Below are 23,779 nucleotides of genomic sequence, written 5' to 3'. Positions count from 1 at the left end.
CCATGCCCCGATACACCCCTCCTCTGCGCGACATGCAATTCGTGCTGCATGAGGTCCTCAACGTCGTCGATGAATTGAAGGTGTGCCCGCCACACGCCGACGTGGATGCCGACACCATCAACGCCGTGCTGCAAGAGGGCGGCAAATTCGCTGCCGAGGTGATTTTTCCGCTCAACATCTCGGGTGATACGGAGGGTTGCACGCTCGACAAAAGCACCCACAGCGTGACCACCCCAAGCGGCTTCAAGGCGGCCTACCAACAGTATGTGCAAGGCGGCTGGCCCGCGCTGAGCTGCGACCCGCAGCACGGTGGCCAGGGCTTGCCGTTCGTGGTCAACCAGGCAATTTATGAGATGCTCAACAGCGCCAACCAGGCCTGGACCATGTACCCGGGCCTGAGCCACGGCGCCTACGAATGCCTGCACGCCCACGGCACCGAGGAGCAAAAGCGCCTGTACTTGCCCAAGCTGACCAGCGGCGAGTGGACCGGCACCATGTGCCTGACCGAGCCGCATTGCGGTACCGACCTGGGTCTGCTGCGCACCAAGGCCGAGCCGCAGCCCGATGGCACCTACAAGCTCACTGGGCAAAAGATCTTCATCTCCGCCGGTGAACACGATCTGGCGGAAAACATCGTCCACCTGGTGCTGGCGCGCCTGCCCGATGCGCCGGCCGGCACCAAGGGTATCAGCCTGTTCGTCGTGCCCAAGTTCAAGGTCAACCCGGACGGCAGCCTGGGTGAGCGCAACGCCATCTACTGCGGCGGCATCGAGCACAAGATGGGCATTCACGGCAACGCCACCTGCCAAATGATTCTGGATGGCGCCGTCGGCACCATGGTGGGCCAGCCCAACAAGGGGTTGCAGGCCATGTTCGTGATGATGAACGCGGCGCGCCTGGGCGTGGGCAACCAGTCGGTGGGTCTGACCGAGGTGGCCTTCCAAAACGCGCTGGCCTATGCCAAAGACCGTGTGCAGATGCGCGCGCTGTCGGGCCCCAAGGCCAAGGACAAGCCGGCCGATCCGATTATCGTGCATCCGGACGTGCGCCGTATGCTGCTGACCGCCAAAGCCTATGCCGAGGGCGGTCGGGCGCTGCTGATTTACTGCGCGCTGCTGCTGGACAAGGAACTGCACCACCCGGACGAGCGGGTGCGCCAGGACAGTGCCGAGCTGCTGGCACTGCTGACCCCCATCGCCAAGGCGTTCTTGACCGACAACGGATTCGTCGCCGTCAATGAGTGCCTGCAGGTGTTCGGTGGCCACGGCTACATCAAAGAATGGGGCATGGAGCAATTCGTGCGCGACGCCCGCATCAACATGATCTACGAGGGCACCAACACCATCCAGAGCCTGGACCTGTTGGGGCGCAAGGTGTTGGGCAACAACGGCGCCACCCTGAAGAAATTCGGCAAGCTGGTGCAGACCTTGTTGGAAGAGGAGGGCGTCAACGAAAAGATGAGCGAATTCATCAACCCGTTGGCGCAGCTGGCGGACCAGATGACCAAGTTCACCACCGAAATCGGCTTCAAGGCGCTGCAAAACCCGGACGAAGCGGGCGCAGCCGCGGTGCCCTACCTGCGCGTGGCGGGTCACCTGGTGTTTGGCTACTTCTTCGCCCGCATGGCCTCGGTGGCGCTGAAGGCGATCGCTGCCGGCAGCACCGACCCCTTCTACACCGGCAAGCTGCAGACGGCACGCTTTTACTTTGCCAAGTTGTTCCCGGAGGCCACGCTGCAGATGCGCCTGGCGCGCACCGGCAGCGCCGTGTTGCTCGACACCGAGGCGGCGTTGGCGTGAGCACAGCCCAACCCGCCGCCCGCAGCGTTTGACGCAGACCTTTGCTTTTCATAGAGAGGAGACGATCGATGAGACATACCCGCCATCCCATGCCGTCGGCGCTACGCCGCGCCGTCCTGGCGCTGTGCGTGGCCGCAGGCGCCGTTGCGCCGGCGTGGGCGCAAATGACCCCGGTGGGCCGCTGGCACACCATCGATGACGAGACCAAGGAGGTCAAGAGCGAGGTGGTGATCACCGAGAAGGAAGGCGTGCTCACCGGCCGCATCGAAAAACTGTTGCGCAAGGGCGCCGACCCGAACCGCCGTTGCACCGCTTGTACCGACGACCGCAAGGACCAGCCCCTGATTGGGCTGGAGATCATCCGCGGAGCGCGCCAGGTGCCGGGCAAGGCGGTGTGGGAAGGCGGCACCATCCTCGACCCGGAAAGCGGCAAAACCTACACGCTGCGCCTGACGCCGGTGGAAAGCGGGGCCAAGCTGGAGGTCCGCGGCTCGGTGCTGTTCATCGGTCGAACTCAAACCTGGGTGCGCGTGCCCTGACGCGCCCCGCGCAAGAGGCGCCGACAGGTGGCCTCTTGCATTCCACCAAGGATTCATACCCATGTCCCGATTCACCATTCAACGCGTCGCCGTGCTGGGCGCGGGCGTCATGGGTGCGCAAATCGCCGCGCACCTGATCAACGTTCGCGTGCCCGTGGTGCTGTTCGACCTGGCCAAAGACGGCGCCGACAAGAGTGCGATTGCGCGCCAGGCGATTGCCAACCTGAAAAAGCTCAAACCCAGTCCGCTGGGCGTGGCCGAGGAAGCCGATCTGATCCGGCCCGCCAACTACGACGAACACTTGGAGTGGCTGCGCGAGTGCGACCTGGTCATCGAGGCCATTGCTGAGCGCATGGACTGGAAGCACGCGCTGTACGCGCGCATTGCACCGTACTTGGCCGAGGGTGCCATCCTGGCGTCCAACACCTCGGGGCTGTCGATTGGCCAACTGGCCGAGCCGCTGCCCGAGGCGCTGCGGTCGCGCTTCTGCGGCATCCACTTCTTCAACCCGCCGCGCTACATGCCGCTGGTGGAGCTGATTGCCACCCCCGTCACGCGCGCCGATGTACTCGACACCCTGGAGGCGTTTTGTACCACCACGCTGGGCAAGAACGTGGTCCGCGCCAAGGACACGCCCAACTTCATCGCCAACCGCATCGGCATTGCGGGGATGCTGTCGACCATGCGCGAAGCCGAGCGCTACGGGCTGAGCTTCGATGTGGTCGATGACCTGACCGGCAAGCGCCTGGGGCGCGCCTCCAGTGGCACGTTCCGCACTGCCGACGTGGTGGGGTTGGATACGCTGGCGCACGTCATCCGCACGATGCAGACCCAGCTCTCGCCCGAGACGGACCCATTCTATGACAGCTTTGCCACCCCAGCCGTGCTGCAAGCCCTGCTCGACAAAGGGCACCTGGGGCAAAAAACCAAGGCGGGTTTCTACAAAAAGGTGGGGCGCGACGTGCTGCGCTTCGACCTGGCCCGCGGCGACTACGTGCCCGCGGGGCAAAAGGCCGACGAGGTTTATGGCCGCATGCTGAAAAAACCGGCGCCCGAGCGCCTGCGGCTGCTGCGCAACGCCGAAGGGCCTCAAGGGCAGTTTTTGTGGGCCATCTTGCGCAACGGTTTTCACTACGCCGCGCTGCACCTGCAGTCGATTGCCGAGACGGCGCGCGATGTGGACCAGGCCATGCGCTGGGGTTTTGGCATGCAGCAAGGACCTTTCGAGCTGTGGCAAGAGGCCGGTTGGCTGGAGGTGGCGCGTATGGTGCAAGAGGACATCGACGCTGGCCGCGCTCTGTGCAAAACACCGCTGCCGGCCTGGGTGTTCGAAGGCCCGGTGGCCGAGCGCGGCGGTGTGCATCAGCCCGAGGGATCGTGGAACCCAGCCAGTGGGCGGTTCGAGCCGCCGCGCACGCTGCCGGTGCATGGCCGCCAGCTCTACCGTGAGCGCGTACTCGGGGAGGCCGGCCCCGACTGGCGCACCGACGGCACCACCGTCTATGAAGACGACGCCATTCGCCTGTGGACGCTGACGCGCCCAGGGCTGGACGATGTGCTGATTGCCAGCCTCAAGACCAAGATGCACGCCATCAGCCCGGCGGTGGTCGAGGGGCTCGACCGCGCAGTGCAGGAGGCCGAGGCGCGCTTTGCGGGGCTGGTGGTGTGGTCGGGTGAGGAGCCGTTTTCGGTGGGCGCCGATTTACAAGCGACGTTGCCCGCCTTTGCCGCCATGGGGGTACAAGCCATCGAGTCGGTGGAGGCGGAGATGCAGCGCGTGATGTTGCGCCTGCGCTACGCCCAGGTGCCCACGGTGGCCGCGGTGCGCGGCATGGCCTTGGGTGGCGGCTGCGAGCTGGCGGTGCATTGCGCGCGTCGCGTCGCGCACATGGAGAGCTACATCGGCTTGGTGGAAGTGGGCGTGGGCCTGATTCCGGGCGCAGGTGGTCTGACCTACATCGCGCGCCGCGCCGCGGAAAACGCCCGTTTGCGCGCGGGCGGGGGCAGCGCCGACGTCGATCTGCTGCCCTTCTTGACCGAAGGCTTCAAGGCGGCGGCGATGGCCACGGTGGGCACCAGCGCGCTGGAAAGCCGCAAGCTGGGCTATCTGCTGGACAGCGACATCATCGTGCCGCACCGCGATGAGCTGTTGTACGTGGCCATCCGCACCGCGCAGGCGATGCGCGAAGCCGGCTACCGCCCGCCGCTCAAGCGCCCCTTTCCGGTGGCGGGGCGCAGCGGCAAGGCCACCATCCTTGGCTCGCTGGTCAATATGCGCGACGGCGGCTTCATCACCGCCTACGACTTCCACATCGCCCAGCGTATCGCCCATGTCGTCACCGGCGGCGACGTCGAGCCGGGTACGCTGGTCAGCGAGGAATATTTGATGCAGCTCGAGCGCGAGGCGTTTTGCGCCCTCATCACCCAACCCAAGACGCAGGAGCGCATCATGGCCCTGCTCAACAGCGGCAAGCCGCTGCGCAACTGAGAACCGATGCGGAGATACCCGACATGAAACACCTCAGAGATGCCTACATCGTCGCGGCCACCCGCACGCCCATCGGCAAGTCGCACAAGGGCTACTTTCGCCAGACCCGGCCCGACGATTTGCTGGCGCACGTGCTGCGCGCGGCGGTGGCGCAAGTGCCGGGACTCGACCCCGCCGCCATCGAAGACGTGATTTGCGGCTGTGCCATTCCCGAGGCGCAGCAGGGCCTCAACGTCGCGCGCGTCGGCGCCGTGCTGGCCGGTTTGCCCAAGAGCGTCGGTGGCATCACCGTCAACCGCTTCTGCGCCTCAGGCTTGTCGGCGGTGCAGATGGCGGCCGATCGCATCCGCGTCGGCGAAGCCGACGTGATGATCGCCGCCGGCGTGGAGAGCATGAGCATGGTGCCGATGATGGGTAACTCGCCGAGCCTGTCGCCCGCCATCTTTGCCAATACCGACAACGTCGATGACTACGGCATCGCCTACGGCATGGGCCTGACGGCCGAGAAGGTGGCACAGCAGTGGAAGGTCACGCGCGAAGCACAGGATGCCTTTGCCCTGCAGTCACACCAGCGCGCCATCCGTGCGCAGCAAGCCGGGGAATTCAAGGACGAAATCACGCCGGTGACGGTGCACAGCCGCACACTCGACCTCGACAGCGGCCAGGTACGCGTGGACAGCCGCACCGTCGAGCTGGACGAAGGGCCGCGCGCCGACACCAGCCTGGAAGCGCTGGGCAAGCTCAAACCGGTGTTTGCCACGCCGCGGCGCGCCGATTTGAGCGCCACCGGACTGGGAACGGTGACGGCCGGCAACAGCTCACAGACGTCCGACGGTGCCGGCGCTCTCATTCTGGCCAGCGAGGCGGCCATTCAGCGCTTTGGCTTGCAGCCGCTGGCGCGCTTCGTCAGCTACGCCTCGCGCGGGGTGCCGCCGCACATCATGGGCATCGGCCCCATCGAGGCCATCCCCGCTGCCTTGCGCGCGGCGGGGCTAAAGCAAGACGATCTGGACTGGATCGAGCTCAACGAGGCGTTTGCCGCGCAGTCGCTGGCGGTGATCAACCAGCTGGGGCTCGATCCGGCCAAGGTCAATCCAATGGGCGGTGCGATCGCGCTGGGGCACCCGCTGGGTGCAACGGGGGCGATTCGGTCGGCCACCGTGGTGCATGCGCTGCGTCGCCACCAGCTGCGCTATGGTATGGTCACAATGTGTGTGGGCATGGGGCAGGGCGCAGCGGGCATTTTCGAGCGGGTCTGAGGCTCGATCCCGCCGGTCGCGGCGATGCGTCTCGTCGACCCGTTGGCACGCCCGCTCCCGGCGGTCTGCAGAGCCCGTTCGGGACCGGTGGTGCGGTCTGGCTGTCGACTGTGACCGCGCGGAGGGATGGGGTTGGCCTGCGCGAACGCCGCAGCAGTGAAAGCGTGCGGCCGCGCGCGTGGCGCGCGGCGTGTCGTCGCCGCCCCTGCTCGGCAGGGCTCCGGCAGCCAGAGGATACACGTGCGGAGAATGCCCGCGACGCCAACCGTGCAAGCGCGGATCCATCTGTGAAGCCCACGCGCGCTACCCCGTGCTCGTCGCGGCGGCCTGCGTCTCCCGGTCAAAAACTTTCGTCATAATCATCGCCATCACGGCCAAACGTCCCCCATGTCTGACATCCTCGAACACACCGAAGCGGGCGTGCTGACGCTCACCTTCAACCGCCCCCAGCGCAAAAATGCGCTCACGGCGGCGATGTACGCCCAGCTCGCCGCTGCGCTGGTTCGTGCCGCTGACGATGCCGCGGTACGAGTCGCGGTCATCCAGGGGCAGGAGGCGATGTTCTGCGCTGGCAACGACATCGAAGAGTTTTTGCAGCAGCCGCCAACAGGACTGGACAGCCCAGTATTTCAATTCCTGCGCGCCATTGCCACCTTCCCGAAGCCCCTGGTGGCGGCGGTATGCGGCCCGGCGGTGGGTATCGGCACCACGCTTCTGTTTCACTGTGATCTGGTCTATGCAGGTGACAACGCGGCGTTTTCGATGCCGTTCGTCAACCTCGGGCTATGTGCCGAAGGGGCATCGAGCCTGATCGCGCCGCAAATGTTCGGCTACCACCGCGCCGCCGAGGCCCTGCTGCTGGGTGAGCCGATCTACGCCGACGCCGCGTTGGAGGTGGGGCTGGTCAACAAGATATTGCCGCCCGCCGAGGTCAATGCATACACGCAGCAAGTGGCGCGCAAGCTGGCGGCCAAGCCTCTGACATCGCTGGTCGAGACCAAGCGCCTGATGAAGGGGGCACAGCAAGAAACCGTGCTGCAACGTATGGCCGAAGAAGGCGCCATTTTTGGCCGCATGCTGCGCGAGCCGGCCGCCAAAGAGGCGTTTTCGGCGTTCCTGGAAAAGCGCACACCCGATTTCAGTCGTCTGTGACGCAGCAGGGGCCGCCGGCATGACACGCCTCATTCACCCGCCCGCACAACCGGTGGTCTTCGAACCCGAATTCGTGCAGGGCGTGCGTCAGATTTTCGAGGAAAAGATCGTCTTCAACCGGGTGCTGGGCTTGCGCGTGACCGATATCGCCGCCGAGCGGGTACGCGGACACATCTCGATGCGCCCGGAGCTGGTGGGACATTTTGCCTACAACCGCATCCACGGCGGGGTCATCAGCGCGGCATTGGATGCGATGGGCGGGCTGGCGGTGATGGCCGCCATCGGCGCGCGCCACCTAGACGAGCCGCCGCTGCAGCGCCTGCAGCGCTTCGCCAAGCTGGGTACCATCGACTTGCGCATCGACTACCTGCGCCCCGGGATTGGCGAGGCCTTCGACCTGGAAGCCGAAGTGCTGCGCTTGGGCTCGCGCGTGGCCAGTACCCGCATGGCCTTTCTGGGCACCGACGGCAAGTTGCTGGCGTCGGGGGCGGCGGCTTATATCGTATCGTGAGGTAAGCCGCGTCCTCCATGCTGCCCATCGTCTATATTAACCTGGATCGGGACGCGCAGCGCCGCGAGCGTATGGAGGCGGTGCTGGCGAACCTGCCGTTGTCATACCAGCGGCTGCCAGGCGTGCTGTGGACGGATCTCGATTCGGTGGCACAAGCCCAGCTCTATTGCCCCGCACTCAATGCGCAGCAATTTTGCCGTCCGCTGGTCGATGGCGAAAAGGGCTGCTACGCCAGCCATCTGCGTGCGTGCGAGCATCTGCTGGCATCGGCGGCGTCCGCGTTGGTCGTGCTGGAAGATGACGTCACTTTGCAGGAAGGGTTCGTCGATGTGGTGCAGGCGATCTCGACGTTGCCGCCCGATGGATGGGACATCATCAAACTCTACAGTCGTCCCAGCGAGCGCGCCGTCGGCCAGCGCATGCTGACTGCACGTCATCACTTGATTCGCTACCGACGCGTCCCCAGCATGAGCAATGGCTATGTCTTGAGCCGCAGCGGTGCCCGCAAGTTGCTACAGCACCGGCGCCCGTTCGGGCGCCCAGTCGATGTGGACGTGCGCTATTGGTGGGAGTGCGATTTACGTGTGTTGGGGGTGCTGCCGTCGCTGGTGATCCCGGGGGTTGCCGCCGAAGCCAGCAGCATCTGGCACAGTGGGCGGCCGCGTCGGACCAGGGGTGAGCGCTGGTGTCGATGGTGGTCGCAAATCGATTATTCAATGCGCAATCTGTGGCATCTCTGGCGCCAACCTCGGCCCGAAGTGCTTCAGGCCCCGTCTCGATGATCGGTGGCACCCGCTGCCGCGGGGCGCGGATCGCTGCCGGCAATCAGCGCCCGAAAAAGTGCGCGGTACTGGTCGCGCATGCGCTGCCGGCCGAAGGCTTGGCGCACGTGCCGTTGTCCGGCACTGGCGAGTTGGCGCCCGCGATCCGGGTCTGCGACGAGGTCGTGCAACCGATCGGCCAGAGCCTGCGCATCGGCATGAGCAAACAGCACCCCCGTGTGCCCGTCGGCGATCACCTCGCCGATCCCCTCGACGTCGGACCCGAGTGCACAACAGCCGCTGGCCATACCCTCCACCAGCGCCAGCGGCAGACCCTCGTAGTGTGAGCTGAGCAGGCAGTAACGTACGCGACCGTACAGGGCTGGTAGCTCCTGGGTAGGTCCGAGAAAACGCACCCAGCGTGAGACGTCGAGCTGCTCGACCAAGCGCTCGGCCCGTACACGCCAGCGCCGGTTGCCACCACCTGCAAAATAAAACACCAAAGGCGTGCCCCGATCGACCAGCAATCGTGCGGCGCGGATGGCGGTCTCGTGATCTTTTTGCCGTGCAAAGCGTGCCGCCATCACGACGGCAGACTCGCGCATTTCCCAGGGCGGCCCCGATGGCCAGCGAGACAGGTCGATGCCGTTGTGGATGGTGAGGCAACGCGACGCTGGGTGTCCCTGGCGCAAGAGCGCTGCGCGCACGGCGTCGGAAACCCCGACCAGAGCGTCGGTGTAGCGCCCCAACCAGCGTGACTGTTGCAGTCGCCACCAGCCATAGCGCTCGCGCACGTTGTGCTCGACCTGTACGAGGTGCGGCACTCCCGCTAGCAAGCCCGCGTAGCGACCCCAAAGGTGGTCACTGAAACCGTGTGCAACCAGAATATCGGGGCGCCACCTGCGGCAAATGCGCCACAGGCGCCAAATCGTTAACCAGTGGGGATGGCGGGGTACCAGTTCGACCGCTAGGCCACGCGCGCGCAGCTCGGCAATGCGGGCGCGCGGCGTGTTGGGGCGCCGCCGCAATACCAGCAGCGTTTGCTGCTCGGCGTCGTCTCCGCACAAATCGATGGCAACCTGCGTGGCGCCCGAGAATCCGGCGGTGGCGAAGTGCAGGATACGCATTCGCGCACCCTGCTGGTGGGCAGCAGCGGCGTGTGCGTTCATGCGCGGGTTGCGGTGGCAGGGCTGTGCAGCGCCCCCATCCACAGCAGATTCATGAAGAGGTACATCATGTTGCCACTGTTGTGGGCAAACATGACTTGTGTCATACCAAAGCCGATGAACCCAACCACCAAAACCAACCCGCAGACAGCAATGGTCAGCCGCCGGCTGCGATCGGGGCCGGGGGCGAGCGTTTTGGCGTCGCGTAGTGCACGTCCATAGAGCCAAAGCGGGACGCCGTAAAACAAGGTCAGCGCGCTGATCCCCAGCAATCCTGCCTTCGCCCACAGATCGAGCCACTCCTGGTGCGCATGACCGAATTGGAGCACCACGGGTGGCGCCTGGCCGAGTTCGACGAGCCGTTGCTTTTCCAGCGCGTAACCGGCTTCCCTCCAACCCAGCCATGGGCGCTCCAGTCCAAGCCGCCAGGCCAGTGCCCAGTGTGCCAACCGATGTCCAACCGAGTTCTCGCTGACGCCCTGGGCGTGGTACAGCGTCCACTCCTGATGGATCTGCGCCAGCCGGTTTTCGACCGCTGTCCAGCGGGGTGCCAAAGAGCCCAGCGCGAGCGCCGCGACGACGGCGACAACCGCCGCCACCCTCCAGTTTCTGCGGGTACCTTGCCCCGTGACGGGCCGTGGCCGATCATGCCAGTACGCCCAGGCTACCAACAAAACGAGCGCGGGCACCACCACCCAGCCACCCCTCGTACCCGACGCGAGCGAGGCGTAGCAGCCCGCGGCCACCGCTGCGGCGGCCCACCAGCGCTTCCACTCGGTGTCGGCGTGCCGCCACCACAGCGCGCTCCACGCTGCCAACAATAGGGCAATGTTGCCGAACTGAATCGCATTGGTGTAGCCGCTGGCCCGCTCCATTCCCAAGGCGTATACCTGCCACGCTGCCGTCAAACCGGCCAAGCACGCGCCGGTCCAGCAGCCGTACTGCAGCCAATTGGCGGGTGGCGCGGTGCGCCGCACCGAAAAGATGGCCAACAGCGCCAACAGGTACTTGGCGCTGCGGTCGAAATCACTGGGCTGCGGTCCGACGCTCCAATCGACATCCACGCGCACGATCCACACCACGGCCATGGCCAAAACGGCCAGCCCAAAAGCCAGCCAAGATGGATCTGCGGCGGTACGATCCCGCCACGACGTCGTGGCCAGCGCCCAAGCGCCGCCGAGCACCAGCAGCAGTGCACCCCACGAGTACCCGCTCGGAAGCCCCAAGCTGGCCGCGGGCAGCGCAAAAGCCGCAGCAGCCAAGAGGGCTTGCGCTGGGGGCTGCGAGCGCAGCCCTGGGGCGGCCGTCATGATCCGAGCCAAGCCAAGAGCCGTTTACGATGTCAGTGACCGGGTGCAGCCGCCACCGCCGCCGTCAGCCGATACACCGTCCCGCAATACGGGCAGGCTGCCTGCCCGGTCTTGGCGACGTCGAGGAACACCCGTGGATGGCTGTTCCACAGTTGCATGCCGGCCTTGGGGTGAGGGCAGAAGATGCCGCCGTGGGCATTGAGGTCGGCAGCGGTGAGTTCGACGACAGCGGGGGCAGACGTTGCGGTGCTCATGGCGGTTCAAACCAGGGTCAGCCAATGGGCGTACTTGGGGTTGCGTCCGTTGACGATATCGAAAAACGCGCTTTGAATCTTTTCCGTGATCGGGCCGCGCGCGCCGGCACCGATTTGCACTCGGTCGAGTTCGCGGATCGGCGTCACTTCGGCTGCCGTACCAGTGAAGAAGGCCTCGTCGGCGATGTAGACTTCATCGCGCGTGATGCGTTTTTGCACCACCTCCAAGCCGAGGTCGCGTGCAATGTGCAGCACGGTGTTGCGTGTGATGCCGTTGAGGGCGCCGGCAGACAGGTCGGGCGTGTAGACGACGCCATCCTTGACGATGAAGAGGTTCTCACCCGCGCCCTCAGAGACGAAGCCGCTCGGATCGAGCAGCAGCGCTTCGTCGTAGCCGTCGTCGGTGGCTTCCATATTGGCCAAAATGGAGTTGGTGTAGTTGGACACCGTCTTGGCCTGCGTCATGGTGATATTGACGTGATGGCGGGTATAGCTGCTGGTCTTGACGCGAATGCCGCGCTTGAGGCCCTCTTCGCCCAGGTAGGCGCCCCACGCCCAGGCCGCCACCATCAGGTGCACCCGGTTGCCCTTGGGGCTGACGCCCAGCTTTTCCGAGCCGAGCCAGATCAGCGGCCGGATGTAGCAACTTTGCAGACCATTGGCGCGGACGACCATGCGCTGTGCTTCGTTGACCTCCTCGACCGTGTAAGGAATGGTCATGCGCAGAATCTTGGCGCTGTTGAATAGACGCTGGGTGTGCTCTTGCAGGCGAAAGATGGCCGTGCCTTGGTCGGTTTTGTAGGCACGCACGCCCTCGAAGGCGCCGCAACCGTAGTGCAGCGTATGTGTGAGCACGTGCACCGTGGCGTCGCGCCAGTCGACGAGTGCACCATCCATCCAGATTTTGCCGTCACGGTCATGCAGCGGAAGCGGGGTGGCCATGGAGAGATCCTTCTGAGGGCGGGCCGATGGCGTGTGCCGGTTCGACCCGCATCGGTGAATCGGTGGCCTGATTGTACGTGGCCTGTCCGGTGTGTCGCGCTGCTGCGCGGGCGTGCCGGCGCTCGATCGCACGGGCGCGGGCGCATGTCGGCATTGGGGGAGGTGTCGGTCCTGCGGCTGAGCCATCTACAGCCATCGCAAAAGCTGGAAAAAGCCGGCGATTCGCCCTAAAGTTCCGCTCAAGACGGTCGATAAGGGAGTTGAACCCGGGGCGTGTGTCCGGGGGTGGGGTGTTCGCGAGAGGTGCACCATGTTGACGATATCTTCGATTGCCGTGGCGCCCATGCCGCAAACGACGCCGCCGGTGGCGCGTGCGCAGCCGGTGGCCGCTGCGCGCCCGAGCAATGCGGTGGCGCGGGAGCAGAGCGGTGTCAGCGTGGCGCCGCAGGGCGAGATTGCGCGCGTGCAGGCGCAAGCCGCGCCATCGCCACTGGCGCCGGTGGCTCCGGTGCAGGAGGGGCAGCGTGCCGATGCGATGACCAATGCGGCAGCGCCGGAGCGCTCGGGCTTGCCGCTGCCGACGGCTGTTGAGCGCGGCGGGCCGGCAGGCGCAGTGTCGGCGAATGGAGCAACGGGTGGGCGCCCGGTGCAGGAGCAGGCCGACGCAGAGCGCGATGCGCGTGCGCCATCGGACGCGACGGCCCGGGCGACCGACCCACGGCAACGGACGGAGCGTGCGGCGGCGCAGGCGCCCGACGACCCCGCTGCCCGGCGCGAGGGTGCCGACCGCTCCGCAGCGGCTGAAGCGACCGCAGCGCAGCCGGACACACCGCTGGTCAAGGTCAAAAACCCGGCCCAGGAGGCGCTGGAGACCCAGATCAAAGAGTTGTTGCCGAACATGTGGAAGGCCAGCCGCGCCGCGGTGGATATGATGATCGGGGAGGAGGCGCGAGAGGCGGCCCAGGAGCGCGCCAAGCGGCTGGAGGCGCTGCAGGCGCGGCTGCTGGCACAACCTTTGGCAGCCCTGCCGCCCGAGGAGGCGGCGCAGACCTATTCCGAAGCCGCCCAAGGACAGCCCTCGTCCACCGCAGGCACTCGCATCGATCGGTTGGCCTGAGGCAGATCAACCCATTTCGGCAGCCGTCTCGGCGCAGTGCATGCCCGCGTGCGATGGCGGGCGGCGGCCTCAAACCCTGTGCCGTACGCCGGCCAGCGCCACGCGTTCCATGATGGCGCGCGCGATTTGCTTCAGCGGCAGCACCTCGTGCACCGCACCGGCCTGAATGGCCATCTTGGGCATACCAAACACCACACAGCTGGCCTCGTCCTGCGCGATGTTGTAGGCGCCGGCGTCGCGCATGGCTTTCATGGCTTGCGCGCCATCGCCGCCCATGCCGGTGAGCATGACGCCGATGGCGTTGGGCCCCAGTACCTGGGCGCAGGAGCGAAACAGCACCTCCACCGAAGGCTTGTGGCGGTTGACGGGCGGGGAGTCGTCCACCACCGCGATGTAGTTGGCGCCGCTGCGCGACAGGTAAAACTGTTTGCCGCCGGGGGCGATGTAGGCGTGTCCGGGCAGGATCCGCTCACCGTCGCGTGCCTCGGCCACGCGAATGCGGCACAGACTGTCGAGACGGGCGGCAAAGCTGGCGGTAAAACCCGCTGGCATATGTTGCGTGATGACGACGGCGGGCGCATCTGGCGGCAGTTCCATCAGGATTTCTTTGATGGCCTCGGTGCCGCCCGTGGAAGCGCCGATGCAAATGACCTTTTCGGTGGATAGGCGCAGCGGGGAAGCGCTGCCCACCGACGCCGGGGGCGGTGCAGCGGTGGCGCCATGTGCCGACGCCCGGGCGGGTGCAGGGTTTGGCGTGCTGGGGGCAGCAGGCAGGCGTCGCACGTGCGCACGCGCTGCGATGCGGATCTTCTCGACGATGTCGTCGGCGAGCTGCTGCAACCCGGTAGCCAGGCCGATGCGCGGTTTGGCAACGAAATCGACCGCGCCCAGCTCCAGCGCACGCAGTGTGGTCTCGGCGCCGTGTTCGGTCAACGTCGACACCATTACCACGGGCATCGGGCGCAGGCGCATCAGACGGGCGAGAAACTCCAAGCCATCCATTTTGGGCATTTCGACATCGAGCGTGATGACGTCTGGATTGCGTTCGCGGATGATCTCGCGCGCCATGTACGGATCGCCGGCGACGCCGACACAGGTCATGTCGGGTTGCTTATTGATGATTTCGCTCAGCAGACTGCGCACCAGGGCGGAGTCGTCGACCACCACCACTTTGATTTTTTCGGCCATGCCAATTCAGGATTTAGATCAGAACAGGTCCACGGTACCGCCGGCATTGGTTTGCGCCAGCCGCGTCGCCATGCCGTGCCGCTCTTGGGTTTCCAGCGTTTCCGGGTGGGCGTGGGCGAGGCGCTTGACCATCGCCTTGCCAGTCACCGGGAAGAACACCACTTTGCGCGGGTATATGTCCATGACGTCCTTGGACACGACGGGAATGCGCTCGGTGGCCAGATAATCGAGTACAAACTGGGTATTGCGTTCGCCAACGTTCATGGTGGTCATGCCGGAAATGACGGCGGCGCCACCGAACACCTTGGCCTGCATGTACTCGCGGGTGGATCCGCGCTTGATCAATTCGTTGATCAGCAATTCCATCGCGTAGGAGCCGTAGCGCCCGCTGGTATCACCCGCTCCCTCGGGCAGCATGAAGTGGTTCATGCCGCCGATGCGCAGTCGCGAGTCCCAGATGCACGCAGCGATGCACGAGCCCAGCACCGTCATGATGAGAATGTCCTCGTCGCTGACGAAATACTCCCCCGGCAGGACCTTGGCGGCCGCGTATTTGAAGTGCTGGTCGTAGAAAAAAAAGGACGCCTCGGTCGGCTTGCGCGGCCGCGTCTTGAGCACCTGAACGTGCTGGGGGGTACGCACGGGGGAGGTCATACCTTCTCGTAAATGGTTTTTCCGCGCAGGCGAAACAGTTCGCGCGCGTCACTGAAATTTTCGGCGTGCCCAACGAACAACGTGCCGTGTGGCTTGAGCAGCCGATGCAGCCGACGCAGTACTTGGCGCTGGGTCGTGTGATCGAAATAGATCATGACGTTGCGACAAAAGATGGCATCGAACTCCTCGCGCAGCGGCCAGTGTTCTTCGACCAGATTGAGCGTGAAAAACTGCAGGTGGCGCTGCAGTTCGGGCTTGACGCGCGCCAGCCCCTCGTTGGCTCCAGTGCCGCGCAGAAAGTAGCGCCGCAGCTGCTCCGGGCGTACGGCGCGTAGCTGCTCGAGCTTGTAGATGCCGCGCTGGGCCGTCTGCAGCACACGGGTGTCGATATCGCTGGCCCAGACGCGAAAGGACCCTTGCAATCCCAAGACGTCGGCCAGCGTGATGGCGATCGAGTACGGTTCTTCTCCCGTGGAAGACGCGCTGCACCAGACCTTCCACTCCCGCCCGGGGCCGCCGTCGCGCACCAGCCGTGCAAGCTCCTCGAAGTGGTGCGCCTCGCGGAAGAAGGCCGTCAAATTGGTGGTCAGGGCGTTGACGAATTCCTGCCACTCGCCGCTGTCGGGGTGGCGCTCCAGCCAGTCGAGGTAGTCGCGAAAACTCTGGTGGCCCGTCTCACGCAGCCGCCGCGAGATGCGGCTGTAGACCATGGCTTGTTTGCCCTCGTGCAAGCTGATGCCGGCGTGGCGATAGATGAGCTGCCGAATGCGCTCGAAGTCCTGTGGTGTCCACACGAACTCATGGGCTTGCAGCGTGGCGGCGGCATCCGGCATCATGACGAGGAAGCGGTATGGCTGGATTTACTGGCGCACGCGCCGCACCAAGGCCGAGGTGTCCAGGATCAGCGACACGCTGCCATCACCCAAAATCGTGGCTCCGGAGACATTGGGCACCTTGCGATAGTTGGCTTCCAGGTTTTTGATGACCACCTGCTGCTGGCCGAGCAGCTCATCGACCACCAGCGCCACGCGCGCGCCATCGGACTCGATGACGACCATGATGCTGTTGGCCGATGGATCGTCGGCCTGCCGGGGGACGGCGAAGAGCCGATCGAGCTGAATGACTGGCATGTACTCTTCACGCACCTTTACCAACTGAGCGCTCTGCGCCACCGTGTTGATGTCGGTGGCCGTCACTTGGAACGATTCCACCACCGACGACAGCGGCAGGATGTAGACCTCGTCGCCGACGCGCACGGTCATGCCGTCCATGATGGCCAACGTCAGCGGCAGGCGTACTTTGACGCTCATGCCATAACCCTCGGCGGAGTCGATTTCGACCGAGCCGCCCAGGGACGCAATGTTCTTTTTCACCACGTCCATGCCGACGCCGCGGCCCGAGATGTCGGTGACCACTTCGGCTGTCGAAAATCCCGGCGCGAAGATGAGCTGCCACACTTCCTGGTCGCTCATGTCGTCGGAGCAGGGAATGCCACGCTCGCGCGCCTTGGCCAGCAGCTTGGCGCGTGAGAGGCCGCGCCCGTCGTCACGTACCTCGATGAGGATGGAGCCACCCTGGTGGGCCGCCGACAGGGTGATGGTGCCCACCTCCGGTTTGCCCTTGGCCAAACGCTCGTGCGGCAATTCGATGCCGTGGTCGCAGCTGTTGCGGATCAGGTGGGTCAGCGGATCGGTGATCTTCTCGATCAGGCCCTTGTCCAATTCGGTGGCTTCACCGTACGTGACGAGCTCAACCTTTTTGCCCAGTTTGCTGGCCAGGTCGCGCAGCATGCGCGGAAAGCGGCTGAAGACGACCGACATCGGGATCATGCGGATCGACATCACCGATTCCTGCAGGTCGCGCGTATTGCGCTCCAGATCGGCCAAGCCAGACAGCAGCTGTTGATGCAGGGTGGCATCCAAATTGCGACTGTATTGCGCCAGCATGGCCTGGGTGATGACCAGCTCACCGACCTGGTTGATGAGCTGGTCGATTTTGCTGACCGACACACGCAGCGTGGTCGTCTCCAGCTGCGCGCTGGCGGCAGCGCGTGCCGCCTTGGCCTGGTCGCGCGCCCGGGCATCGGCTTGCGCGGCGTGGCTGACAGAGGCCGCGTCGGCGGGCGCGGTAGCACCACCGGCGGCGGCGCTCGGTCCGTGAACGCTGGCGGCATGCTCGGCTGGCGTGACCGGGTTGCCAGGGGCACCGGTAAACAAGCCATACCCCTGCACCAAATCCTGCGCGGGACTGGCCACACCGCGTGCATCGGTGACCGTGGCGGCCACGGGGCTGCCCGGGGCACCCGCAAACAAGCCAAAGCCCTCCTCGATCACATCGCGGCTGTGCTCCTCGGCGCCTTTGTCGGCAGCGCCAGCGTCGCCCATGGTCAGCGGCTCCAGCGCCACCTGTTCGCGCGTCACATGGAAAGCGAACAGGTCCAACAGTTCGGCGTCGCTGCTGGTGGTCTCGATCTCGTAGATGCGCACGTTGCCTTCATCGCGTTGCGCCAAGATCGTGCCCAGACCCGCGATGTCGCGGAATAACTCCTGAATGGCGTCGGCCTGGGCCATATGCGCCAGCGGACCAATGCGCGCGCGCAAGCGCCGCGGCGCGCCTGGCGGCGCAGCAGCCGGCATGCCCCCCGCACTGAGCGCGCTGCCCGATGCCGGGGCTGGCGTCGGCTCGGCAGCCGGTGTGGGCGCCGCAGCCGCCGGGGGGGTGACTGCGGTGGCGGCTGCAGGGGCAGGGGCCGCAGGTGCGGCCTGGCCCTGAGCGAGCGCCCGAATGCGGGCCACCAGGGCGCCGGTTTCGGGAGCGTCGCCGCTGAGTCCTTGGTGGCGTGCCAACAAACCCTTGAGGGCGTCGCTGGATTCCAGCAGCACATCGACCATCGGTGCCGTGGGCTGCAGCTCATGCCGGCGCAGCTTGTCCAGCAGCGACTCCATCTGGTGCGTCAGCTCCGCCACGTCCTCGAAGCCGAAGGTCGCCGCCCCCCCTTTGATGGAGTGCGCGCAGCGGAAAATCGCATTCAGCGTTTCATCATCGACGGTGTCCAGGTCCAGATTGAGCAGCAGCTGCTCCATCTGCTCCAGATTCTCTGCCGCCTCCTCGAAGAAGATCTGATAGAACTGCGTCAGGTCGAAGCCGTCGGTTGCGGTATCTGCCATGGCGTTGCTTTCAGGGAGACGAGGGGTCAGCGGATGACCTTACGGATGACTTCGATGAGCCGGTTTGGGTCGAACGGCTTGACCAGCCAGCCGGTGGCGCCTGCCGCACGGCCGGCCTGTTTCATCTGGTCGCTGGACTCGGTGGTCAAGATCAGAATCGGCGTGGTCGCATACTGCGGGTGCTCGCGCAGTTTGCGCGTCAGGCCGATCCCATCCAGCCGTGGCATATTTTGGTCGGTGAGCACCAGGTCGAACTTTTGCTTTTGCGCTTTTTCGTAGGCGTCGATGCCGTCCACCGCTTCCACCACCTGAAAGCCGGCGCCGACCAGCGTGAAAGACACCATTTTGCGCATGGACGCGGAATCATCTACGGCCAGGATCGAGTGCATGAGGCAAACCTTTGGGCGTACGGGTGACGTCAGAACAGCTCGACGGAGCCTGCGTCCATCTCGCTTTGGGTAACGGGATTGGGATTTTGCGGCAGGTGCGTCACCACCATGCCGACTTCCTCTTCTTCGGGCTCCATGACCTGCTCGGCCAGCATATAGGCACAGCCGCGCAACACCTTGCCAGTGTGCACCAGCAACTGGGTGGCCATATCGTGGAACTGCAGCTCCAGCACGGCTTGATTCAATGTCTGCCGCAGTTCGACCGGCGTCGAATTGTTGCCGTGCTCGGGCAGCAAGCTGTCCATCAGGGCGATGGCGCGGTTGAAGCGATCCAGCAGATTGCCGGTGGCGTGATCCAGCAAGCCCTCCAGACGCTTGAGGTCGTTCATCGCCACCAGCAGCGAATCTTGCAAATCGGCCACCGCAGCCAACCGCACTGGCACCGTCGGCTCGTCTTCCACGTCGGGGGGGGCCGGCCGCGGCTCGACCACGGTGACCTCTTCCCGCGGCCAACGCCGGCGTTGCGGGGATGGGGGTGAGGCGGTGCTGTCTGCCATTGTTCGACCCTGTAGACGGTCTGAAGCCGAATGTACTAACTATAACGGCAATCCAGCGCGAGAGTGCCATTTTGGAGTCGCGGCGTCGCTGGTTTTTGTAGCCAAACGCCCTCGCGGTCGGAGGCAGTGCGTCTCGGGTGCTGGTTTTCGCTCACAATAAATGAGCGCGGAGAAAACCGCGGCGGCTCCGCCCCGTTCGGCGGAGCGCGGGTGGTGTGCGGTTCACCGCGTCGCCACGCCCTGTTTGGCTGCATCATCCGTCCATCGTGCTGCGACTGTTGCATTTGGAAGACAACCCCATCGACCACCAGTTGGTGCTGCGCGCCTTGCGGCGCGCCGAAGTGGAGGCGCAGGTACTGTTGGTCGAGACGCTGCCGGCATTCCAGGCGGCGCTGGCACCCGAGGCGGCGCCGGTGGACGCGGTGCTGGCTGACTACCACTTGGGCGGGTTTTCTGGGATGCAGGCGTGGGAGTGGCTGCAGGCCAGCGGGCGCGAGCTCCCCTTCATCCTGGTGTCGGGCGCCATCGGCGAGGCCACCGTGGCCGATGCCATGGTGCGCGGGGTGAGCGACTATGTGGACAAAAATCAGCTCTCGCGTCTGCCGCATGTGCTGCAGCGGGCGCTGGAGCTGGCGCAGACCCGGCGCGCCCAGGCCGAGGCGGCGCGTGAGCTGGCCGCATCGCGCCAGCGCCTGCTGGAGTTGACCGAGCATCTGCAGACCAGCATCGACCGCGAGCGCGCCGACATCGCGCGCGAAATCCACGACGACATCGGCGGTGCACTGGCGGCCGTCAAGCTCGATTTGGCGTGGCTGGCGCGCCGGCTGCAGGACGCCGAGGCGCTGCGACATGTTCACGCGGCGCTGGCGATGACCGAGCAGGCGCTGGGAGCGAGCCAGCGCATCATGCGCAACCTGCGCCCAGCCGTGCTCGACCAGGGGTTGATGCCGGCCTTGGACTGGTTGACACGCACCTTTGCCGAGCGCACCGGGCTGCAGGTGCAGCTGCGTGGTCGGCTGCAGAGCCCGCTCGCGCCACGCCTGGAGATGGTGGCCTACCGCACCGTGCAAGAAGCCTTGACCAACGTGCTCAAGCACGCGCAGGCTCGCCGTGTCATCATCGACGTCAGCGACCTGGAGGGGCATCTCATGGTCGAGATCGCCGACGACGGGCGTGGGGCGCGTGCCGAGGATCTTGCCAAGGAACGCTCGTTTGGACTGTTGGGCCTGCGCGAGCGCGCGCAGTCGGTCGGCGGCTGGCTGGATGTCGTCACCGCGCCGGGGCAGGGTATGACCCTGATTTTGTCGCTGCCGCTCGATGGCGCGGTGGCGCTGAGCACCGAGGAGGACGAGGCATGATTCGGGTGGTATTGTGCGATGACCACGCCGTGGTACGCCGCGGTATCCGCGACACGCTGCAGGAAGCCACCGACATCCGGGTGGTGGCCGAAGCCGACAGCTACCCGGCGCTGCGTGAAGCCCTGCGCCGCGAGCAACCCGACGTGCTGTTGCTCGACGTCGACCTGCCTGGGCGCAGTGGCCTGGAAATCCTGTCCGTGCTGCACGACGAAGGCAACCCGGTGCGTACCGTCATGGTCAGCATGTACCCTGAGGATCAGTACGCGATTCGTTGCTTGCGGGCGGGTGCCATGGGCTATCTCAACAAGGGAGGGGATCCGCAGGCACTGATCGCTGCCGTGCGCACGGTGGCCCAAGGGCGCAAATACATCACGCCCGAGCTGGCCGAGCTGCTGGCCAACCACCTGCAAGCGCCCGAGGGCGGCGAGCTGCACGACAGCTTGTCCGAGCGTGAGTTGCAGACGCTGCGCCTGATTGCCTCGGGCAAAAAACTCTCGCAAATCGCCGAGGCGCTGATGATCAGCCCCAAGACGGTCAGCGTCTATCGCGCGCGCGTGCTGGAGAAGCTGGGTCTGAGCAACAACGCCGAACTCACCGTCTACGCCATCCGCAACAAGTTGGTGTGAGGCGTGGCCGGGCCGTGGTCGTTGGTGTGAGGGCGCAGCGCAGCCGTGAAGCGCCTTGGTGGGCAGCGGCGCCGAAGAGAGCGCCGCGGCTGTGGCCCGCCGTCTTTCACCCTGGAGTTGGCCAACCGCTGGCGCCAGGTGTCTGGCGCATCGGCCGCCAGCCCCCGGCCGGGCGTTCATCCCCGCGCACCGATCGGCAGCAAGCAGACGTTCGATGTCGTGCCCTCATATCCCGTACAGATCGGCCAGGCGCTGCATCAGCCGTTGCACGGGTTCGTCCAGCATCGGCAACATCACGGCGATGCCGATCAGGCCCACCGACAGCGTCAGCGGAAAGCCAATGGCAAAGACATTCATCTGCGGCGCGATGCGCGAGATGATGCCCATGACCACATTGACGAACAGTAGCAGCGCAATCAAAGGCAGCGCGATGCCCAGGCCATAGGTGAACACGAGTGCACCCAGTTCGTGCAGGCGCAGCGCACGCAGCGCGGCCCACGAGCCGTCGCCCACGGGGAAGGTGGTGAAACTGGCCGCCACCGCCTGCAGCAGCAACAGGTGACCGTTCATCACGATGAACAGCAGCATGGTGGCGTTGCCATAAAAGCGCCCCACGGTACTGGTTTGCGAGCCGGTGCCGGGATCGAAGAACCCGGCGAAGTTCAGGCCCATCTGCAGGCCGACGATTTCACCGGCCATTTCGATGGCAGCAAAGACGATACGGGCCGCCAGGCCAATCGCCAGCCCGATGGCGAGCTGCTGCACCACCGCGCCCAACGCCTGCGGGCTGTTGAGCGACAGCGTGATGGGGGCGGGCAATGCCGGCTGCAGACACACCGCCATCACAAACGCCACGCCGATGCGGGTGCGCACCGGCACCGAGCGCGCCGACAGCAGTGGCGCAGCCGAAAAGACCCCCAAGATGCGCAAGAACGGCCAGAAGATCGGCGCCAGCCAGCCCATCAACTGGGCTTCGGTGAAGGTCAGCGCCGGAAAATCCATCGCCGCGGCATACCTCAAACCGCATACTCAGGCAGCGCCAGCAGCATGCGTCGCAAAAAATCCACCAGCGTGGTCAGCATCCACGGGCCAACCAGCAGCAGCACCGCGATGGCGGCGATCAGCTTGGGCACGAAGGACAGCGTGGCTTCGTTGATTTGCGTCAGTGCCTGAAAGAGGCTGATCAACAGACCGACGACGAGTACCGCGCCCAGTACCGGCGCCGAAACCCCAAGCAGCGTGAACATGGCTTGCTGGGCGAGGGTGAGGACGGCTTGTGGTTCCATGCGTTGGCCTGAGCGTCGTGGTCGGTGGGGACTAGCGGTATGCGGTCATCGGGGCTAATCTAAGGCGCGGCAAAGCTGGCGGCCAAGGAGCCGACCAGCAGATTCCAGCCATCGGCCAGCACGAACAGCATCAGCTTGAAGGGCAGCGCCACCAGCACCGGCGACAGCATCATCATACCCAGCGACATCAGCACGCTGGCCACCAGCATATCGATGATGAGAAAGGGAATGAAGATCATGAAGCCGATCTGAAAGGCCGTTTTCAGCTCACTGATGACGAAGGCCGGCACCAGCACGCGCAGCGGTGCCTCGTCCACCTGGGTGTCGGGCGGCAGCTTGGCCAGATTGACGAAAAGCTGAAAATCGGCTTGGCGGGTTTGCGCCTTCATGAACTGGCGCATCGGCTGCTCGGCCGCCGCCACCGCTTGTTCGAAGCTGGCCTGCCCGGTGCTATACGGCAAATAGGCGGTTTCGTAGACGCGGTCGAGCGTCGGCCCCATGACGAAAAAGGTCAGAAACAGCGACAGCCCGATGATGACCTGATTGGGTGGAGAGGCCTGGGTGCCCAGGGCCTGCCGCAACAGCGACAGCACGATGACGATGCGCGTGAAGGCCGTCATCATCAACAGGATGGCGGGCAGAAACGACAGGGCCGTGAAGAACAGCAGGGTTTGGATCGGCACCGAGTAGGTCGTGCCACCCGGTCCCTGGCCGATGACCAACGGCAGTTGGCCGGGCGCCACCTGGGCTGCGGCTGGGCCCGCCCAGGCCAACAGGAGCCCCCCGGCACGGGCAAGACACAACGGCGATATCTTCATCGTTGCGCTCCCGCCCCGTCGTCCGCGGCCTGTGCCTGGGCGGCACGCAGCACGCTGGCATAGTCGGCCTGGGCCGGGCCTGCGGCGCGAGCCTGCCCGGTGGCTTGCGCCGAAGCAGTCGTCGCGCCGCTGACGGGGCGCACGTGCAGGGTACGCACGTGCTGGGGCGTCACGCCCAGGGTCAGCTGCACGGGCCCACCGGGGCCGTCCAATTCGACCACCACCACGCGCTGCTGCGGACCCACCGTCAAGTGCGCGACCACACGCAACGTCGCAGCCCCGCCGGTGCTCGCCGGCATGCGACGGCGCATCCATTGCACCCCCCAGGCCAGTGCACCCAGCAGCACCAACAGCGCCAGGGCGGGGGCCAGTGTCATCCAAGTGGCGTTCATAGCGCACGTGCGCCCAGGAGGGCAGCCGCTGTGCTCGCCGGTTGCG

At 65.5% G+C, this 23,779-nt stretch carries 24 protein-coding genes; 10 read left to right on the top strand and 14 right to left on the bottom strand.

Features of this window, described 5'->3' with window-relative positions:
• Positions 1-2: 2 nt before the first annotated feature.
• The 7 genes from Tchar_RS01510 (at position 3) to Tchar_RS01480 (ending at position 8,530) form a co-directional block, all read left to right on the top strand.
• Positions 3-1,799, top strand: a complete 1,797-nt coding sequence (locus tag Tchar_RS01510) for an acyl-CoA dehydrogenase C-terminal domain-containing protein (RefSeq protein WP_144327325.1) — start codon at positions 3-5, stop codon at positions 1,797-1,799.
• Positions 1,800-1,888: 89 nt separating this feature from the next.
• Complete coding sequence (locus Tchar_RS01505) at positions 1,889-2,338, top strand: DUF2147 domain-containing protein (RefSeq protein WP_408033524.1); 450 nt, start codon at positions 1,889-1,891, stop codon at positions 2,336-2,338.
• A 61-nt stretch (positions 2,339-2,399) separates the two neighbouring features.
• On the top strand, positions 2,400-4,826 hold the full coding sequence (locus Tchar_RS01500) for a 3-hydroxyacyl-CoA dehydrogenase/enoyl-CoA hydratase family protein (RefSeq protein WP_144327323.1): 2,427 nt from the start codon (positions 2,400-2,402) through the stop codon (positions 4,824-4,826).
• Positions 4,827-4,849: 23 nt separating this feature from the next.
• Complete coding sequence (locus Tchar_RS01495) at positions 4,850-6,085, top strand: acetyl-CoA C-acyltransferase (protein WP_144327322.1); 1,236 nt, start codon at positions 4,850-4,852, stop codon at positions 6,083-6,085.
• A 387-nt stretch (positions 6,086-6,472) separates the two neighbouring features.
• Positions 6,473-7,237: an enoyl-CoA hydratase gene (locus Tchar_RS01490; protein WP_144327321.1), complete on the top strand. Its 765-nt coding sequence runs from the start codon at positions 6,473-6,475 to the stop codon at positions 7,235-7,237.
• Between the two features lie 19 nt (positions 7,238-7,256).
• Positions 7,257-7,748, top strand: coding sequence for a thioesterase family protein (locus Tchar_RS01485; protein WP_144327320.1), 492 nt, complete (start codon positions 7,257-7,259; stop codon positions 7,746-7,748).
• Positions 7,749-7,765: 17 nt separating this feature from the next.
• On the top strand, positions 7,766-8,530 hold the full coding sequence (locus Tchar_RS01480) for a glycosyltransferase family 25 protein (protein ID WP_144327319.1): 765 nt from the start codon (positions 7,766-7,768) through the stop codon (positions 8,528-8,530).
• Here Tchar_RS01480 and Tchar_RS01475 read toward each other — a convergent pair.
• Genes Tchar_RS01475 through Tchar_RS01460 form a run of 4 tightly spaced genes read right to left on the bottom strand, consistent with a single transcriptional unit; the run spans position 8,512 to position 12,181 of the window.
• Complete coding sequence (locus tag Tchar_RS01475) at positions 8,512-9,678, bottom strand: glycosyltransferase (protein ID WP_236640085.1); 1,167 nt, start codon at positions 9,676-9,678, stop codon at positions 8,512-8,514. The genes Tchar_RS01480 and Tchar_RS01475 overlap by 19 nt on opposite strands.
• Positions 9,675-10,985 (bottom strand): O-antigen ligase family protein, encoded by a 1,311-nt coding sequence (locus Tchar_RS01470; protein ID WP_144327317.1) that lies wholly within the window; start codon positions 10,983-10,985, stop codon positions 9,675-9,677. Before Tchar_RS01470 ends, Tchar_RS01475 begins: the two co-directional genes overlap by 4 nt.
• Positions 10,986-11,017: 32 nt before the next feature.
• Positions 11,018-11,239 carry a zinc-finger domain-containing protein gene (locus Tchar_RS01465; protein WP_144327316.1) on the bottom strand — a complete coding sequence of 74 codons (222 nt, stop codon included), beginning with the start codon at positions 11,237-11,239 and terminating at the stop codon, positions 11,018-11,020.
• 6 nt (positions 11,240-11,245) lie between these two features.
• Entirely contained in the window at positions 11,246-12,181 is a 936-nt protein-coding gene (locus Tchar_RS01460; RefSeq protein WP_144327315.1) for a branched-chain amino acid transaminase, read from the bottom strand.
• 310 nt (positions 12,182-12,491) lie between these two features.
• Here Tchar_RS01460 and Tchar_RS01455 point away from each other — a divergent pair, with 310 nt between their 5' ends.
• On the top strand, positions 12,492-13,298 hold the full coding sequence (locus Tchar_RS01455; RefSeq protein WP_144327314.1) for a hypothetical protein: 807 nt from the start codon (positions 12,492-12,494) through the stop codon (positions 13,296-13,298).
• Positions 13,299-13,367: 69 nt separating this feature from the next.
• Here Tchar_RS01455 and Tchar_RS01450 read toward each other — a convergent pair whose 3' ends face one another.
• Genes Tchar_RS01450 through Tchar_RS01425 form a run of 6 tightly spaced genes read right to left on the bottom strand, consistent with a single transcriptional unit; the run spans position 13,368 to position 19,253 of the window.
• Positions 13,368-14,486, bottom strand: a complete 1,119-nt coding sequence (locus Tchar_RS01450; RefSeq protein WP_144327313.1) for a protein-glutamate methylesterase/protein-glutamine glutaminase — start codon at positions 14,484-14,486, stop codon at positions 13,368-13,370.
• A gap of 18 nt (positions 14,487-14,504) precedes the next feature.
• Positions 14,505-15,140: a chemoreceptor glutamine deamidase CheD gene (gene cheD / locus Tchar_RS01445; protein WP_144327312.1), complete on the bottom strand. Its 636-nt coding sequence runs from the start codon at positions 15,138-15,140 to the stop codon at positions 14,505-14,507.
• Positions 15,137-15,976: a CheR family methyltransferase gene (locus tag Tchar_RS01440; protein WP_144327311.1), complete on the bottom strand. Its 840-nt coding sequence runs from the start codon at positions 15,974-15,976 to the stop codon at positions 15,137-15,139. The genes cheD and Tchar_RS01440 overlap by 4 nt, the downstream gene beginning before the upstream one ends.
• A 24-nt stretch (positions 15,977-16,000) precedes the next feature.
• Positions 16,001-18,307, bottom strand: a complete 2,307-nt coding sequence (locus Tchar_RS01435) for a chemotaxis protein CheA (protein WP_144327310.1) — start codon at positions 18,305-18,307, stop codon at positions 16,001-16,003.
• Between the two features lie 26 nt (positions 18,308-18,333).
• Entirely contained in the window at positions 18,334-18,696 is a 363-nt protein-coding gene (locus Tchar_RS01430; protein ID WP_144327309.1) for a response regulator, read from the bottom strand.
• 29 nt (positions 18,697-18,725) lie between these two features.
• Positions 18,726-19,253, bottom strand: a complete 528-nt coding sequence (locus Tchar_RS01425; RefSeq protein ID WP_328592024.1) for a hypothetical protein — start codon at positions 19,251-19,253, stop codon at positions 18,726-18,728.
• Positions 19,254-19,519: 266 nt separating this feature from the next.
• Between Tchar_RS01425 and Tchar_RS01420 the strand changes: the two genes are divergently transcribed.
• Positions 19,520-20,611 carry a hybrid sensor histidine kinase/response regulator gene (locus Tchar_RS01420; RefSeq protein ID WP_408033523.1) on the top strand — a complete coding sequence of 364 codons (1,092 nt, stop codon included), beginning with the start codon at positions 19,520-19,522 and terminating at the stop codon, positions 20,609-20,611.
• Positions 20,608-21,237 carry a response regulator gene (locus Tchar_RS01415; protein WP_144327308.1) on the top strand — a complete coding sequence of 210 codons (630 nt, stop codon included), beginning with the start codon at positions 20,608-20,610 and terminating at the stop codon, positions 21,235-21,237. The genes Tchar_RS01420 and Tchar_RS01415 overlap by 4 nt, the downstream gene beginning before the upstream one ends.
• 225 nt (positions 21,238-21,462) lie before the next feature.
• Here Tchar_RS01415 and fliR read toward each other — a convergent pair whose 3' ends face one another.
• From fliR to Tchar_RS01395, 4 genes are read right to left on the bottom strand one after another with little or no spacing between them, the layout of a single operon-like run.
• Entirely contained in the window at positions 21,463-22,239 is a 777-nt protein-coding gene (fliR, locus tag Tchar_RS01410; protein ID WP_236640084.1) for a flagellar biosynthetic protein FliR, read from the bottom strand.
• 14 nt (positions 22,240-22,253) lie between these two features.
• Positions 22,254-22,523 (bottom strand): flagellar biosynthesis protein FliQ, encoded by a 270-nt coding sequence (fliQ, locus tag Tchar_RS01405; protein ID WP_144327307.1) that lies wholly within the window; start codon positions 22,521-22,523, stop codon positions 22,254-22,256.
• A 59-nt stretch (positions 22,524-22,582) separates the two neighbouring features.
• Positions 22,583-23,341 carry a flagellar type III secretion system pore protein FliP gene (fliP, locus tag Tchar_RS01400; RefSeq protein ID WP_144327306.1) on the bottom strand — a complete coding sequence of 253 codons (759 nt, stop codon included), beginning with the start codon at positions 23,339-23,341 and terminating at the stop codon, positions 22,583-22,585.
• Positions 23,338-23,718 (bottom strand): FliO/MopB family protein, encoded by a 381-nt coding sequence (locus tag Tchar_RS01395; RefSeq protein ID WP_236640083.1) that lies wholly within the window; start codon positions 23,716-23,718, stop codon positions 23,338-23,340. The genes fliP and Tchar_RS01395 overlap by 4 nt, the downstream gene beginning before the upstream one ends.
• Between the last annotated feature and the right edge of the window lie 61 nt (positions 23,719-23,779).

This window comes from Tepidimonas charontis, from assembly GCF_007556685.1.
Taxonomy (GTDB): domain Bacteria; phylum Pseudomonadota; class Gammaproteobacteria; order Burkholderiales; family Burkholderiaceae_C; genus Tepidimonas; species Tepidimonas charontis.
This window is presented reverse-complemented; position numbering and strand designations above follow the sequence as displayed.

What these genes read in the sequence shown, in the direction of transcription:
- Tchar_RS01415 (WP_144327308.1), top strand. Translation starts at nt 20,608, where the DNA reads ATGATTCGGGTGGTATTGTGCGATGACCACGCCGTGGTACGCCGCGGT.
- cheD (WP_144327312.1), bottom strand. Translation starts at nt 15,140, where the DNA reads ATGACCTCCCCCGTGCGTACCCCCCAGCACGTTCAGGTGCTCAAGACG.
- Tchar_RS01465 (WP_144327316.1), bottom strand. Translation starts at nt 11,239, where the DNA reads ATGAGCACCGCAACGTCTGCCCCCGCTGTCGTCGAACTCACCGCTGCC.
- Tchar_RS01470 (WP_144327317.1), bottom strand. Translation starts at nt 10,985, where the DNA reads ATGACGGCCGCCCCAGGGCTGCGCTCGCAGCCCCCAGCGCAAGCCCTC.
- Tchar_RS01455 (WP_144327314.1), top strand. Translation starts at nt 12,492, where the DNA reads ATGTTGACGATATCTTCGATTGCCGTGGCGCCCATGCCGCAAACGACG.
- Tchar_RS01450 (WP_144327313.1), bottom strand. Translation starts at nt 14,486, where the DNA reads ATGGCCGAAAAAATCAAAGTGGTGGTGGTCGACGACTCCGCCCTGGTG.
- fliR (WP_236640084.1), bottom strand. Translation starts at nt 22,239, where the DNA reads ATGGATTTTCCGGCGCTGACCTTCACCGAAGCCCAGTTGATGGGCTGG.
- Tchar_RS01475 (WP_236640085.1), bottom strand. Translation starts at nt 9,678, where the DNA reads ATGAACGCACACGCCGCTGCTGCCCACCAGCAGGGTGCGCGAATGCGT.
- Tchar_RS01460 (WP_144327315.1), bottom strand. Translation starts at nt 12,181, where the DNA reads ATGGCCACCCCGCTTCCGCTGCATGACCGTGACGGCAAAATCTGGATG.
- Tchar_RS01505 (WP_408033524.1), top strand. Translation starts at nt 1,889, where the DNA reads ATGCCGTCGGCGCTACGCCGCGCCGTCCTGGCGCTGTGCGTGGCCGCA.
- Tchar_RS01485 (WP_144327320.1), top strand. Translation starts at nt 7,257, where the DNA reads ATGACACGCCTCATTCACCCGCCCGCACAACCGGTGGTCTTCGAACCC.
- Tchar_RS01395 (WP_236640083.1), bottom strand. Translation starts at nt 23,718, where the DNA reads ATGACACTGGCCCCCGCCCTGGCGCTGTTGGTGCTGCTGGGTGCACTG.
- Tchar_RS01430 (WP_144327309.1), bottom strand. Translation starts at nt 18,696, where the DNA reads ATGCACTCGATCCTGGCCGTAGATGATTCCGCGTCCATGCGCAAAATG.
- Tchar_RS01500 (WP_144327323.1), top strand. Translation starts at nt 2,400, where the DNA reads ATGTCCCGATTCACCATTCAACGCGTCGCCGTGCTGGGCGCGGGCGTC.
- Tchar_RS01435 (WP_144327310.1), bottom strand. Translation starts at nt 18,307, where the DNA reads ATGGCAGATACCGCAACCGACGGCTTCGACCTGACGCAGTTCTATCAG.
- Tchar_RS01490 (WP_144327321.1), top strand. Translation starts at nt 6,473, where the DNA reads ATGTCTGACATCCTCGAACACACCGAAGCGGGCGTGCTGACGCTCACC.
- Tchar_RS01425 (WP_328592024.1), bottom strand. Translation starts at nt 19,253, where the DNA reads ATGGCAGACAGCACCGCCTCACCCCCATCCCCGCAACGCCGGCGTTGG.
- Tchar_RS01440 (WP_144327311.1), bottom strand. Translation starts at nt 15,976, where the DNA reads ATGATGCCGGATGCCGCCGCCACGCTGCAAGCCCATGAGTTCGTGTGG.
- fliQ (WP_144327307.1), bottom strand. Translation starts at nt 22,523, where the DNA reads ATGGAACCACAAGCCGTCCTCACCCTCGCCCAGCAAGCCATGTTCACG.
- fliP (WP_144327306.1), bottom strand. Translation starts at nt 23,341, where the DNA reads ATGAAGATATCGCCGTTGTGTCTTGCCCGTGCCGGGGGGCTCCTGTTG.
- Tchar_RS01495 (WP_144327322.1), top strand. Translation starts at nt 4,850, where the DNA reads ATGAAACACCTCAGAGATGCCTACATCGTCGCGGCCACCCGCACGCCC.
- Tchar_RS01480 (WP_144327319.1), top strand. Translation starts at nt 7,766, where the DNA reads ATGCTGCCCATCGTCTATATTAACCTGGATCGGGACGCGCAGCGCCGC.
- Tchar_RS01510 (WP_144327325.1), top strand. Translation starts at nt 3, where the DNA reads ATGCCCCGATACACCCCTCCTCTGCGCGACATGCAATTCGTGCTGCAT.